This window comes from Ruegeria sp. YTSC199 (assembly GCF_059609725.1).
In genome coordinates this window covers 17,514-30,961 of sequence record NZ_JBXWMF010000030.1, presented here as the reverse complement: position 1 = coordinate 30,961, position 13,448 = coordinate 17,514, and the positions used below count along the sequence as shown (strand labels likewise).

The window sequence follows — 13,448 nt, the reverse complement described above, 5'->3', positions numbered from 1 at the left end:
ACCTGATCCGCGCCGGAATGTGTCTCAGGCGCGGGTCCACAGGGCGTTTTCGCCCAGTTTCTCCACAAATGCCTCATGCGCCGCGCCTTCTTCGTCGGTGATCTTTGACGCCAATGGGGTCGGGCGCCCCGTTGGGCGCCAGTCGTCCTGACCACCTGCGCCCGAAGATGCAGATGTAGACAGACCGAAATCCGGCTGCCGCCCTCCGATCAGTTCAAGATAGACCTCGGCCAGAATTTCCGAGTCGAGCAACGCTCCGTGCAGCACACGGTTGGTATTGTCGATGTTGAACCGCCGACACAGTGCGTCAAGCGACGCGGGCGAGCCCGGAAACCGTTTGCGCGCAATGGCCAGCGTATCCAGCGCCTGATTCATCGGGATCTGCGGCAACGCCATCCACCTGAGTTCCGCGTTCAGGAATTTCATATCGAAGGACGCGTTGTGGATCACCAGCTTGGAATCCCGGATGAAATCAAGGAACCCCTGACCCACCTTGGCAAAGACTGGCTTGTCCTTCAGCGTAACCTCGCCCTTTTCCGGTGGGCGCGGGGTTTCCAGCAGGTCCGGGCCGATCCCATGCACGCCAAACGCCTCTTCGGGCATCGACCGTTCGGGGTTGATGTAGACATGATAGGTCTCACCTGTGGCCACGTGGTTCCACAACTCGACCGCGCCGATCTCGACAATCCGGTCGCCGCTTTCGGGGTCGAATCCTGTGGTTTCAGTATCGAGTACAATCTCACGCATCTGCCAGTCCCGCCCGTATCTGCCTGACCACATCCTGCACCTGCGCGCGGGCGTGGTCCAGCGTATCCGTCACGATCACATAATCCGACCGTGCGCATTTTTCGTCGTTTGGCATCTGCTTGGAGCGGATCTGCTCGAACTGCGCCTCGGTCATGGTGCCCCGTTCCATTACACGGCGCTTTTGCTCATCCGCCGGGATCGAAACACACGCGACTGCATCCATCGCCACATCTCCGCCGGTTTCGAACAGCAGCGGAATGTCGAACACCAGAATATCGGCCTTGGTCTGTTCCCGGAAAGCAGCGCGATCAGCGGCCACCAACGGGTGCACGATGGCCTCGATCCGTTTCAACGCAGAAGGGTCCTGCGCGATGACCCGCTTCAGCGCATCCCGGCTGACCGCGTTATCGACAATGGCATTGGGAAAGGCCGCGCGCATGGGCTCAACGGCGGCTCCTTCCCTTGTATAGAGTCTATGTACGGCCGCATCCGCATCCCAAAGCGCGCAGCCTTCCTCGACGAAGATCTGCGCCGTGGTGCTTTTGCCCATCCCGATCGAGCCCGTCAGGCCAAGCGCGAAACTCATCCCAAAACCGCCGCGCGCAGGTCGTCTGTCACCTCGGGGCGGGTGCCGAACCAGCGTTCGAACCCGGGAACCGCCTGATGCAGCAACATGCCCAGGCCGTCGACGGTGGTGCAGCCGGCCGCCTCCGCTGATTGCAACAGGAGCGTTTTCAACGGAGCATAGACCAGATCGGTCACAACCGCGCCTGGCTGCAACCCGTCCAGCGGTACCCGCAATTCCGGCTGCCCCTGCATACCCAAAGAGGTCGTGTTGATCACCAGCTCTGCATTTTCGATGACGTTTCCAGCTTGCAGCCAATCCACCACGGAAATGCGGTCGCCGAATTCCTCCTGCAATTGGTCTGCCCGGGCGCGGGTGCGGTTGGTCAGCAAGATCTGCGGCACGCCCGCCTCCAGCAGGCTCTGTAGCACCGCCCGTGCCGCGCCGCCTGCGCCAAACACTACGGCCGGGCCGTCCGAAGGCGTCCAGTCCGGCGCGCCGCTGCGCAGGTTCTCAAGAAACCCATAGCCATCGGTATTGTCCGCGTGGATCGTACCATCCTCCTGAAACACAAGCGTATTCGCCGCACCGATGACCGAGGCCCGCTCGGACGCGTGATCAGCAATACGCAACGCGGCCTCTTTATGGGGAACGGTCACGTTGGAGCCGACAAATCCGGCCTTGGGTAAAGTCCGCAGAACTGTCTCAAAATCATCGGGGGCCACGTCCATGGGGATGTAATGCCCGGCCAACCCGTATTTCTTCAACCAATGCCCATGCAACTGGGGCGATTTCGAATGCGCAATCGGGTGGCCGATCACCCCGGCCAACGGAATACGGTTATGCGTCATTGATCGATCACCCCTTTGGTGGCCAGAAAATTGAGCAGTTCCAACAGGGGCATACCCAAGACATTAAAATAGTCGCCGTCAATGGTGGCGAACAGGCGGACGCCTTCCTCTTCCAGCTTATAAGCGCCGACCGCGTGGCGAATGCTGTCCCAGTTGCGGTCTATATATTCGCGCAGATAAGCGTCCGAACTCATCCGCATCCGCAGGCGCACCTGACCGACGTGGCGCCAGATCGGCTCGCCATCCTGATAGATCACCGCCGCCGACAACAGCATGTGCCGCTTGCCCCGCATTGACTTGAGCTGTGCCAGCGCATCCTTGGGCGTTTCGGGTTTCGAGAGCAACTGCCCCTCGAAATCCAGCACCTGATCACAGCCCAGAACCATAGCACCGGGGGTCTTGTCACTGACCTTGCGCGCCTTCATCTCAGCCAACGCATCGGCGATATCGCGGGGCGGGGCACCTTCGGCCAGCAGCGCGCGTTTCATGGACTCTTCGTCCACGCGCGCGACCTGAACAGAAAACGGCACGCCTGCGTTTTCCAGCAACTGCGCGCGAACGGATGACCCCGAGGCGAGGATGATGGGGACAGACATGTGGACAACCCCGTGTGCAAATCGTTGAGCGTTCTTGAACGGTTTGTATGGTTTTCCGATTGACACGCAACCCCGGGAATTTCGCGCAAAACTTCCCTGAGTCGCTCGAACGCAGTCCATCCGGGACAAGGATAAGTCGAACAGGGGGGATAAGCGGAAACTCCACAGATACCCCGCGATTTATCCCCAGACAGACCGCATAAGGTATCTATTATATAACTGTAATTAAAAGATTTTTCTTGAAACTCACAGAATCACTCCCCTGTACTGGAAAACTTTCCACCTGGGGAAAACACATGTTTAAAAAAGTAATCCACGGATTTTGTTCATCCTACAAAACCATCATCCTTTTTCTTTTCTTATTTTTTTTATAGGGAGAGTTCCGAGCAACCCCCGGAGCCAAAATGACCGATCTTCTTTTCACGATTTACCCGTGGGTGAAGTCTTTGCACATCATGGCCGTGATCTCGTGGATGGCGGGCTTGTTCTATCTGCCCAGACTATTCGTCTATCACGTAGAAAAGGCACAAGCGGTCGAGGGGGCAGAAACCATCTTCTTTGAAATGGAAGATAAGCTGCTGCGCGTAATCATGGGTCCTGCGATGATCGTGGCGTGGGTTTGCGGGCTGATCATGGTGTTTACGCCGGGGATCGTCGGGTGGGACTGGTCCTGGCCTTGGGTGAAGGGCGCGGCCGTTATCGGAATGACCTGGTTCCATCATTGGCTGATGGTGCGGCGCAAAGACTTCGTAGAGGGCCGAAACAAGCTCACTGGGCGGCAGTACCGCATGATGAACGAGGTTCCCACTGTATTGATGGTTGCCATCGTCATGGCGGTCGTTCTGAAGTTCTGAGGGCCTGTTTGACTCCGACGGGGGTCGCGCTTATGTAGGGGTCAACACGCCCGTCCGGGCGGCGTATCTTCCGTACTGAAATTCCACTTCGTGCCGCGCTGTCAGCGGTGAAGGTATATATCATGACAACTGAAGCCCTGAATCTGGCCGACCTGAAGGCCAAAAGCCCCAAAGACCTTCTGGCGATGGCCGAAGAGCTGGAGATCGAAAACGCCTCGACCATGCGAAAAGGCGAGATGATGTTCCAGATCCTGCGCGAACGCGCGGATGAAGGTTGGACCGTCGGCGGCGATGGTGTCCTTGAGGTCCTGCAGGACGGTTTCGGCTTTCTGCGCTCGCCTGAGGCGAACTATCTGCCGGGTCCGGATGACATCTATGTCTCGCCCGACATGATCCGCCTGCATTCGCTGCGCACCGGTGACACGGTTGAAGGGGATATCAAAGCTCCGGATGAGAACGAGCGTTACTTTGCGCTGACCAAGGTCACCAAGATCAACTTTGAAGAGCCCGAGAAGGCCAAGCACAAGATTGCCTTCGACAACCTGACGCCGCTGTACCCGGATGAGCGTCTGAAGATGGAGATCGAGGATCCAACCATCAAGGACAAGTCGGCCCGGGTGATCGATCTGGTCTCACCTATCGGGAAAGGGCAGCGTTCGCTGATCGTGGCGCCGCCACGGACCGGTAAGACGGTGATCCTGCAGAATATCGCGCACTCGATCGAACAGAACCATCCTGAGTGTTACCTGATCGTCCTGCTCATCGATGAACGCCCGGAAGAGGTGACCGACATGCAGCGGTCGGTGAAGGGTGAGGTTGTGTCCTCGACCTTTGACGAACCGGCGACCCGGCACGTGGCCGTGTCCGAGATGGTGATCGAAAAAGCCAAACGTTTGGTTGAGCATAAACGAGATGTTGTTATTCTTCTCGATTCGATCACAAGACTTGGTAGGGCATTTAACACTGTGGTGCCTTCCTCGGGCAAGGTTCTGACCGGTGGTGTGGACGCAAACGCCTTGCAAAGGCCCAAGCGCTTCTTCGGTGCGGCACGGAATATCGAAGAGGGCGGTTCGCTAACCATCATCGCCACCGCGCTGATCGATACCGGAAGCCGGATGGACGAAGTTATCTTCGAAGAATTCAAAGGCACCGGTAACTCGGAAATCGTTCTGGATCGCAAGATCGCCGACAAGCGTGTGTTCCCGGCCATCGACATCCTCAAGTCCGGCACCCGGAAAGAGGACCTGCTGGTCGACAAGGGCGATTTGGCCAAGACCTTCGTTCTGCGCCGCATCCTCAACCCGATGGGCACCACCGATGCGATCGAGTTCCTGTTGTCGAAGTTGAAGCAGACCAAGACAAACGGCGAGTTCTTCGATTCGATGAACACCTGACACAGGTCTTAAACGACGCGAGGCCTTCGAATGGATACGATATTCGCCGTGGCCAGCGCACAGGGCAAAGCAGGGGTGGCGGTCATCCGCCTCTCTGGCCCCTTGGCGCATTCCGCTGCGGCTGGCCTGACTGGCGGCCTGCTGCCGCCCCGCGGTATGCGGGTTCGGTCCTTGCATGGGGATGACGGATCGCGACTGGATGACGGGCTGGTTCTGACCTTTCAGTCGCCGGCCAGTTTTACCGGCGAAGATGTGGCCGAATTGCAAATCCACGGGAGTACTGCATCGGTCAATGCAGTGATGCGCTGCCTGTCGGACACTGACGGGCTGCGGTTGGCGGAACCTGGAGAATTCACGCGTCGCGCGCTGGAAAACGGCAAGATGGACTTGACCCAGGTCGAAGGCCTGGCCGATCTGATCGATGCCGAAACCGAAGCACAGCGTAAGCAAGCTCAGACCATTCTGGCCGGGGAGCTGGGGGGATTGGCTGAACGCTGGCGTCGCGATCTGATCCGGGCGGCTTCGTTGTTGGAAGCCGTCATTGATTTTGCCGATGAAGAGGTGCCGACGGATGTCACACCCGAAGTGCGTATGTTGGTGACTGGCGTCATGCAGGACCTGCAGCGTGAAGCGGAGGGCGTAAAGATTGCCGAGCGCATCCGGTCCGGGTTCGAGGTCGCGATAGTTGGCCTGCCAAACGCGGGCAAGTCGACCTTATTGAACGCATTGGCCGGGCGAGAGGCTGCAATCACCTCGGAATACGCTGGGACAACCCGCGATGTCATTGAGGTTCGCATGGATTTGGCCGGCCTGCCGGTGACGCTGCTGGATACGGCTGGCCTGCGCGAAACTGAGGATCATGTCGAAAACCTTGGGATCGAACTGGCCCGCAAACGCGCGGACGCGGCCGATTTGCGGGTGTTTTTGACTGATGATCCCTCAGAGCTTGGCGTTCAAATGCTGGACGACGATATTCAGATGTTGCCGAAATCTGACCTTCGTATAGATAGCAATGGCGGAATATCCGGAAAAACGGGGCAGGGCATCGATCAGCTAATTTCCCATATATCGTATGTTCTAAGTGAGCGATCTACCAGCCATGGTATCGCGACCCGCGAAAGGCACCGCGTCGCGCTGGATGATGCCCGGGCGGCACTGGGAGCTGCGATGGCGGTTCTGGAATCAGGCCCAGACTTGTATGATATCGCTGCCGAAGAATTGCGTACTGCGATCCGTGCTCTGGAAACATTGGTGGGTAGAATAGGGGTTGAAGATCTTCTGGATGAGATTTTCTCCAGTTTCTGCCTGGGTAAGTAAGGAGTGTTTCACGTGAAACATTCGAAATTTGATGTTGTCGTTGTTGGCGCTGGCCATGCTGGTACCGAGGCTGCTCATGCTGCAGCACGTATGGGAGCGGAGACTGCTTTGGTCACCCTGTCAGCGTCAGATATCGGCGTGATGTCCTGTAACCCGGCTATCGGCGGATTGGGGAAAGGGCATCTGGTACGCGAGATTGATGCGCTGGACGGTGTCATGGGCCGGGTCGCCGATCAGGCCGGTATTCAGTTTCGCCTGTTGAATCGCCGCAAAGGCCCTGCGGTGCAGGGCCCCAGAACCCAAGCTGATCGCGCTTTGTACCGAAAAGCCATGCAAAATGAGACGCGGGTGCAGGATCGCCTGTCTGTTGTGGTCGGAGAGGTTGTCGATTTTTTGATGGATGGATCCAAAGTTGTTGGGATCAGGCTGGCGGACGACTCGGAGATCCACGCTGGCGCTGTTATTCTGACATCGGGTACTTTTCTACGCGGGATCATCCATATTGGTGATGTTTCTCGACCGGGCGGGCGGATGGGGGACCGCCCTTCTGTTAAGCTGGCTGAACGATTGGACAGTTTTAAGTTGCCCTTGGGGCGTTTGAAAACTGGGACACCACCAAGGCTGGATGGTCGGACGATCGACTGGTCCGATCTTGAACGTCAGGACGGGGACGACGACCCTACGCTGTTTTCGTTTCTTTCCACATCCGTTGTTGCGCCGCAGATTTCCTGCGGAATCACGCATACAAACGCACGCACCCATGAGATCATCGAAAAAAACTTGTCCCGGTCCGCCATGTATGGAGGGCATATCGATGGGGTGGGCCCAAGGTACTGCCCTTCGATCGAGGACAAGATCGTTCGATTTGCGGAAAAGGACTCCCATCAGATTTTTCTGGAACCTGAAGGGGTTGATGACCACACCATATATCCGAACGGGATTTCAACTTCTTTGCCTCAAGATGTGCAGCAGGAATATGTACGTTCGATCAAAGGGCTTGAAAATGCCGAGATTTTGCAGCCGGGTTATGCGATCGAATATGACTATGTCGACCCCCGTGTTCTGACATCGTCTTTGTCGTTACCTGAAGCACCGGGGCTATATCTTGCCGGACAAATCAATGGAACCACAGGATATGAGGAAGCGGCTGCGCAAGGCCTTGTCGCCGGATTGAATGCGGCCTTGGCGGTTTTTGGGCGCGATCCTGTTCATTTCACCCGTGCCGACAGTTATATTGGAGTGATGATTGACGATCTGACCACACGAGGTGTGGCCGAACCTTACCGTATGTTCACCTCTCGGGCAGAGTTTCGACTTTCTTTACGGGCAGATAATGCGGATCAACGGTTGACACCACTGGGTATTGACCTTGGATGTGTCGGGGCAGAGCGTAAGGCCCGATTTGACGAAAAAATGGATAAACTCACCTCTGCGAAGTCCATTTTGACAGATCGCACATACACGCCGAAAGAAGTGCGTGCCGTGGGCATCAACGTCAATCAGGACGGTAATCGCCGGGACGGCATGGCGATTTTGGCGTTCCCTGACGTATCATTTGATGATTTGGTTCCCCTTGTACCAGCGTTGAAAGGCGTGGAAACAGGCATTCGACTTCAGGTCGAGCGTGACGCGCTTTACGCAAACTACATTGCGCGTCAGCAAAAAGACGTCGAAGCGATGAAACGCGATGAATCTTATGAAATACCGCAGGATTTTGACTATTCCTCGTTGGAAGGCCTGTCATCCGAGATGAAACAGAAGTTGTCGCAGGCCCGACCCGCAAACATAGCTCAAGCCGGGCGGGTAGAAGGGGTAACGCCGGCCGCACTTACATTGTTGTTGGCTAAATTGAGGCGCGAGCAAAAGGTACGCAAGGCATGAGCCAGGAGATCTTTGATGGTTTGAGTGTTTCACGTGAAACATTCGAGCGGCTCGAAACTTATGTAGATCTGGTGCAGCGCTGGAATCCCAAGATCAATTTGGTATCTCGTAACAGTTTAAAGGACATCTGGACGCGGCATATTCTGGATTCCGTACAGGTTTTCCGCTGTGTAAGGGCGTTCAAAACCTGGGTAGATCTGGGTAGCGGGGGCGGATTCCCCGGTATGGTCTGCGCGATCATGGCCATAGAAAAAGCACCAGATGCCAAATTCACCTTCGTGGAAAGCGACCAGCGCAAATCGGCCTTTTTACGTAGTGTGGCACGGGAATGTAATGTTAATTGCACAGTCATTTCAAAGCGAATCGAAATCGTGGAACCCTTGCAAGCAGAAGTTCTATCTGCGCGGGCACTTGCCGATCTGAACGCATTATTGTCATTTTGTGACAGACATTTAGGAAAAACCGGTATTGCATTGTTGCCGAAAGGTGCAAGTTGGAAAAAAGAGTTGGAAGCCGCACGCGAGGAATGGAATTTCGAGTGCGAGCCGATTACAAGTTTAACTGAACCCCAAGCTGTTATCCTAAGGATCAAAGGAGTATCGCGTGGTTGATCTGTCTCGTCCCTCAGGGCCCCGGATAATTGCGGTTGCCAATCAAAAGGGTGGGGTGGGAAAAACGACGACGGCGATCAACCTGGCGGCAGGTCTGGCCGAAGCAGGATGCAGGGTTCTGGTTGTTGACCTTGATCCGCAAGGCAATGCGTCGACCGGATTGGGTGTCGAGGACCGGGATTGGACGACCTATGATCTGATCCTCGACGATGCTCCGCTTGAGGCCGTGGTGCAAGAAACTGAGATCGAAGGGTTATTTGTGATTCCCGCGACTGTGGATCTGAGTTCAGCCGATATTGAACTGATTTCCAACGAGAAGCGCAGCTATCTATTACATGATGCACTGCGCCAGACGCCAATTGACAGGTTTGAGCTTGATTTTGTGCTCATTGACTGCCCCCCATCGCTGAATCTGCTGACCGTAAACGCCATGGTCGCGGCTCATTCCGTTCTGGTTCCGCTGCAAAGCGAGTTCTTTGCACTTGAAGGGTTGTCCCAGTTGATGCTGACGATACGAGAGGTCCGCCAAACCGCGAATCCAGACCTCAGAATCGAAGGTGTTGTGTTGACTATGTATGACAACCGCAACAACTTGTCCCGTCAGGTCGAAAAGGATGCACGTGACAATCTGGGTGAGATGGTATTTAAAACCAAGATACCCAGAAATGTGCGGGTCAGTGAGGCACCGTCTTACGCTTTGCCGGTTCTGCAGTATGACTCAGGGTCGTTGGGGGCGATGGCGTATCGACACCTGGCGCGCGAAGTCATTTACAAGAATAAGAAAGCCGCCGCCTGAGCGGCAGTGAGGAGGGCTCAGTGGCCGTCAAAAAATCAAAACCCCGAGGTTTGGGCCGCGGTTTGTCGGCTCTGATGGCAGATGTGACGCAGGAAGGCGAAGGTTTTGTTCCGTCAGAACCCCGGCGGCCGGACATGAAAGTTCCGATTGAAAAACTGCGGGCCAACCCGAATCAGCCGCGCCGGACCTTTTTGCCGGATCAGTTGGACGAGTTGGCAGCCTCGGTCAAAGAAAAAGGCATCATTCAGCCGCTGATCGTGCGGGAAGTTAACGGTAGCCAATATGAAATCGTGGCCGGCGAGCGCCGCTGGCGGGCCGCTCAGATGGCACAGCTTCACGATATTCCGGTCATCGTGCGTGATTTTGACGATACCGAGGTGCTGGAAGTCGCGATTATCGAGAACATTCAGCGGGCAGATCTGAATGCTGTCGAAGAGGCTGCAGGCTACAAACAGCTGATGGATCGGTTCGGGCATACGCAGGAAAAACTGGCCGAAGCCCTGGGCAAAAGCCGCAGTCACATTGCAAACTTGCTGCGTTTGCTGTCGCTGCCGCTGGATGTGCAGACTCTGGTGATCGAAGGAAAGCTGTCAGCGGGCCACGCACGGGCGCTGATTACGGCGGAAAACCCGTCTGAGTTGGCGAAAATCGTGGTGCGGGACGGGCTTTCGGTGCGGGCGACCGAGGCGCTGGTGAAGAAACAGCAGGGCGACCCGGTTAAGGCTGCGCCGCGCTCCAGAAACCTGGATGCGGGTAAAGATGCGGACACGCGGGCGCTTGAGAAGGATCTGTCCGCGATTCTGGCGATGAAGGTTGTGATCAACCACAAGGCCGGAACCGAAACTGGGCAGGTGGTGCTGACCTATGAAAACCTGGATCAGTTGGACGATCTTTGCTCCAAGCTCAGCCGTTAGGCCGGGTCCAGATAAAGACCATTACGCAGCCCAACACCAAGGCCTGAATGATCAGGACATGGGAGGGCAAGGCCAGCAAGACAGACAAACCAAATACGGCGGCGATCGAAATGGTCGCCGCCTTTTTAGCGCCCGGACGAATGGCGCCCGAAGATTGCCAGTCTACAATCAACGGCCCGAATGAGCGGTGCGTGATCAGCCAATTATGCAGTCGCGAAGACGATCGGGCGAAGAAGAACGCTGCCAAAAGCAGAAAGGGCACCGTTGGCAGCAGGGGCAGGACGATGCCCACCATCGCAAGCCCGACGCAGATCAATCCCAGAATGGCCCAGATATATTGCATCATCTATCCTAACAATTCCCGGATAACCGCATTCAGCACGGCTCGCCCGTCTTTGGTGGCGATCAGTCGTCCGTTTGTCTGATCGATCATGCCAAACCCAGCTAGATCAGACAGTTTGTCCTGCGACAAAGGTAGGTTTGATAAAGTATTAAATCTATCAACATCTAGTCCCTCCCTGATACGTAAGCCCATCATAAGGTACTCATTTGCCTGATCTTGCCGTGATAGTGTGGCGCGCAGTTTTTCTCCGGTCCCGTTTTCCACAGCGGTCAGCCACGCGTTAGGAGACAGATAGGTTTCCGTCGCCAGTTTTTGACCGTTCAGTGTGATGCGCCCATGCGCCCCCGGTCCGACACCGACATAATCGCCATAGCGCCAATAGATCAGGTTGTGCTGCGATTCCGCGCCGGGTCTGGCGTGATTAGAAACCTCATAGGCGGGCAGGCCGTGTGCCTCGCAGATTTCTTGCGTCGCCAGATACATGTCGGCGGCGCAGTCATCCTCGGGCAACCCGCGCAGTTTTCCAATCGCGTAACGGTCGCCGAACGTTGTGCCCTCCTCGATAGTCAGCTGGTACAGAGACAGGTGATCGACGGCCATCGACAGTGCCTCGGTCAGTTCCGCGCGCCAGGCATCCGGGGTCTGATGCTGGCGGGCGTAGATCAGATCGAAACTCACCCGGTCAAAACAATTGCGGGCAATGTCAAAGGCGGCGCGGGCTTCGGCCACGGTGTGAATGCGGCCCAGCCGGCGCAGGTCTTCGTCGTTCAAGGCCTGCACACCCATCGAGATGCGGTTCACGCCAGCATGGCGATAGGCGGCAAATCTGCCAGCCTCGACCGAACCGGGATTGGCCTCGAGCGTGATTTCCATATCATTGGCAGGCCGCCAGAGAGCGCGGGCTTCGGCGATGACTGCGGCGACGGTGTCGGGCTCCATCAGGGACGGGGTGCCGCCACCAAAGAAGATCGTGTTCAGGACCCGGTCGGGTGTCTCGGAAGCCGAGCGGCGGAGTTCTCTCAAATATGCGTTAAGCCATTGTTTTTGATTAATATTACTGGAAACATGGCTGTTAAAATCGCAATAGGGGCATTTGGCCTCGCAAAAAGGCCAATGCACATACAGGCCAAAGCCCCCGTTGCGCCAATCATCCGCCAAAGCAGCCTTTCACGAACATCTCCACCGCGCGGCCGCGATGGCTGATCTTGTTCTTTTCCCAGCGATCCATCTGAGCAAAGGTAATGTCGTACCCGTCGGGGACAAACATCGGGTCATAGCCAAAACCGCCGTCACCCCGGATTGGCCAGACAAGATGACCGGGGGCGATACCTTCGAACACTTCATCATGCCCGTCAGGCCAGGCCAGAACCAACGTGCTGCGAAACTGGGCCGTGCGCGGGTGAGGGGCGTTTTTCGCCTCCAGCTCGTTATGCGCACGGGTCATCGCCATCAGGAAATCACGGCCATTGCCGGTTTCGGCCCAGTCGGCGGTGTAAACGCCGGGTGCGCCGTCCAGTGCGTCGATGGTGATCCCGGAATCGTCCGACAGGGCAGGCAGACCGGTGGCTTGTGCCGCGGCATGAGCCTTGATCCGGGCGTTGCCGACGAAAGTATCCTCGGTCTCTTCCGGTTCAGGTAGGTTCATCTCTGCCGCACCAACAACCGTCACGCCGAAGGGTTCGAGGAGATGGCCCATCTCCTCTAGCTTGCCCTTGTTGTGCGTGGCCACCAGCAGCCTGTCGCTGTCGAACTTGCGAGTCATGCGGTGGCGGCCTTTTGCGCAGCGGCCAATTCTGCCACGCCTTTCTCAGCCAGGTCCATCAGCTGATCCATCTGGGCGCGGCTAAAGACCGAGCCCTCGGCGCTCATCTGCACTTCGATCAGTTTTCCGGAACCGGTCATGATGAAGTTGCCGTCCACGCCTGCTTCGCTGTCCTCGGGATAGTCGAGATCCAGAACCGGCTGACCGGCATAGATACCGCAGGACACGGCGGCGACCGGATCGACCAGCGGATCGGAAATCACGTCACCCGCCTTCATCAGCTTGTTGACCGCCAGACGTAGGGCAACCCAACCCCCGGTGATTGAGGCGCAGCGGGTGCCGCCGTCAGCTTGGATCACATCGCAGTCCACCGTGATTTGGCGTTCACCCAGCGCAACCCTATCCACACCGGCGCGCAGCGCACGGCCGATCAGGCGCTGGATTTCTACGGTGCGACCGCCTTGCTTGCCCGAGGCCGCCTCGCGCCGCATCCGGGTATTGGTTGCGCGGGGCAGCATCCCGTATTCGGCGGTGACCCAGCCCAGGCCCGAGCCCTTGATGAAGGGCGGCACGCGATCCTCGATCGTGGCGGTGCACAGCACGTGGGTGTCGCCCATTTTGATCAGGCAGGAACCTTCGGCATGTTTGGTGAACCCCGTTTCGATTGAAACGGCGCGCATTTCGCTTAAATCTCGTCCTGAGGGTCGCATGAAAAATCCTTTGTTTGCTGGGTTGGGGATAACGCCCTGCGGCGTTACGATGCAACCCCGATTGACCTTTCATTTGCCTGCGATTTAATGACGACCCAGCAGGGGAC

General features: G+C 56.9%; 15 protein-coding genes. 7 read left to right on the top strand and 8 right to left on the bottom strand.

Annotated features, from left to right (window positions below):
- Positions 1 to 24: 24 nt before the first annotated feature.
- The 4 genes from dnaQ to AC2FEE_RS21390 are packed head-to-tail and all read right to left on the bottom strand — an operon-like array spanning position 25 to position 2,759.
- A complete protein-coding gene (gene dnaQ / locus AC2FEE_RS21405) occupies positions 25 to 747 on the bottom strand; it encodes a DNA polymerase III subunit epsilon (protein ID WP_496867388.1) in 723 nt (240 codons plus the stop codon).
- Positions 740 to 1,333 carry a dephospho-CoA kinase gene (gene coaE / locus AC2FEE_RS21400; protein ID WP_496867387.1) on the bottom strand — a complete coding sequence of 198 codons (594 nt, stop codon included), beginning with the start codon at positions 1,331 to 1,333 and terminating at the stop codon, positions 740 to 742. The genes dnaQ and coaE overlap by 8 nt, the downstream gene beginning before the upstream one ends.
- Entirely contained in the window at positions 1,330 to 2,163 is an 834-nt protein-coding gene (locus tag AC2FEE_RS21395) for a shikimate dehydrogenase (RefSeq protein ID WP_496867385.1), read from the bottom strand. The genes coaE and AC2FEE_RS21395 overlap by 4 nt, the downstream gene beginning before the upstream one ends.
- On the bottom strand, positions 2,160 to 2,759 hold the full coding sequence (locus AC2FEE_RS21390) for a Maf family protein (RefSeq protein ID WP_496867384.1): 600 nt from the start codon (positions 2,757 to 2,759) through the stop codon (positions 2,160 to 2,162). Before AC2FEE_RS21390 ends, AC2FEE_RS21395 begins: the two co-directional genes overlap by 4 nt.
- A gap of 404 nt (positions 2,760 to 3,163) precedes the next feature.
- Here AC2FEE_RS21390 and AC2FEE_RS21385 point away from each other — a divergent pair, with 404 nt between their 5' ends.
- From AC2FEE_RS21385 to AC2FEE_RS21355, 7 genes are all read left to right on the top strand, one after another.
- A complete protein-coding gene (locus AC2FEE_RS21385) occupies positions 3,164 to 3,613 on the top strand; it encodes a CopD family protein (protein ID WP_496867383.1) in 450 nt (149 codons plus the stop codon).
- Between the two features lie 122 nt (positions 3,614 to 3,735).
- Complete coding sequence (rho, locus tag AC2FEE_RS21380; protein WP_496867382.1) at positions 3,736 to 5,007, top strand: transcription termination factor Rho; 1,272 nt, start codon at positions 3,736 to 3,738, stop codon at positions 5,005 to 5,007.
- Between the two features lie 30 nt (positions 5,008 to 5,037).
- Positions 5,038 to 6,324 carry a tRNA uridine-5-carboxymethylaminomethyl(34) synthesis GTPase MnmE gene (mnmE, locus tag AC2FEE_RS21375; protein ID WP_496867381.1) on the top strand — a complete coding sequence of 429 codons (1,287 nt, stop codon included), beginning with the start codon at positions 5,038 to 5,040 and terminating at the stop codon, positions 6,322 to 6,324.
- A gap of 12 nt (positions 6,325 to 6,336) precedes the next feature.
- Entirely contained in the window at positions 6,337 to 8,205 is a 1,869-nt protein-coding gene (mnmG, locus tag AC2FEE_RS21370; RefSeq protein WP_496867380.1) for a tRNA uridine-5-carboxymethylaminomethyl(34) synthesis enzyme MnmG, read from the top strand.
- Positions 8,202 to 8,816 (top strand): 16S rRNA (guanine(527)-N(7))-methyltransferase RsmG, encoded by a 615-nt coding sequence (gene rsmG, locus AC2FEE_RS21365; protein ID WP_496867379.1) that lies wholly within the window; start codon positions 8,202 to 8,204, stop codon positions 8,814 to 8,816. Before mnmG ends, rsmG begins: the two co-directional genes overlap by 4 nt.
- Complete coding sequence (locus tag AC2FEE_RS21360) at positions 8,809 to 9,612, top strand: ParA family protein (protein ID WP_496867378.1); 804 nt, start codon at positions 8,809 to 8,811, stop codon at positions 9,610 to 9,612. Before rsmG ends, AC2FEE_RS21360 begins: the two co-directional genes overlap by 8 nt.
- Before the next feature lie 20 nt (positions 9,613 to 9,632).
- Positions 9,633 to 10,526, top strand: coding sequence for a ParB/RepB/Spo0J family partition protein (locus tag AC2FEE_RS21355; RefSeq protein ID WP_496867377.1), 894 nt, complete (start codon positions 9,633 to 9,635; stop codon positions 10,524 to 10,526).
- On the opposite strand, the gene AC2FEE_RS21350 is transcribed toward AC2FEE_RS21355, so the two are convergent.
- The 4 genes from AC2FEE_RS21350 to rph are packed head-to-tail and all read right to left on the bottom strand — an operon-like array spanning position 10,516 to position 13,341.
- Positions 10,516 to 10,869, bottom strand: coding sequence for a YbaN family protein (locus AC2FEE_RS21350; protein WP_496867376.1), 354 nt, complete (start codon positions 10,867 to 10,869; stop codon positions 10,516 to 10,518). The two genes, AC2FEE_RS21355 and AC2FEE_RS21350, sit on opposite strands and share 11 nt — an antisense overlap.
- A gap of 3 nt (positions 10,870 to 10,872) precedes the next feature.
- Positions 10,873 to 12,027 (bottom strand): radical SAM family heme chaperone HemW, encoded by a 1,155-nt coding sequence (hemW, locus tag AC2FEE_RS21345; protein ID WP_496867375.1) that lies wholly within the window; start codon positions 12,025 to 12,027, stop codon positions 10,873 to 10,875.
- Positions 12,017 to 12,631 carry an RdgB/HAM1 family non-canonical purine NTP pyrophosphatase gene (rdgB, locus tag AC2FEE_RS21340; protein ID WP_496867374.1) on the bottom strand — a complete coding sequence of 205 codons (615 nt, stop codon included), beginning with the start codon at positions 12,629 to 12,631 and terminating at the stop codon, positions 12,017 to 12,019. Before rdgB ends, hemW begins: the two co-directional genes overlap by 11 nt.
- Positions 12,628 to 13,341: a ribonuclease PH gene (rph, locus tag AC2FEE_RS21335; RefSeq protein WP_170326129.1), complete on the bottom strand. Its 714-nt coding sequence runs from the start codon at positions 13,339 to 13,341 to the stop codon at positions 12,628 to 12,630. Before rph ends, rdgB begins: the two co-directional genes overlap by 4 nt.
- Between the last annotated feature and the right edge of the window lie 107 nt (positions 13,342 to 13,448).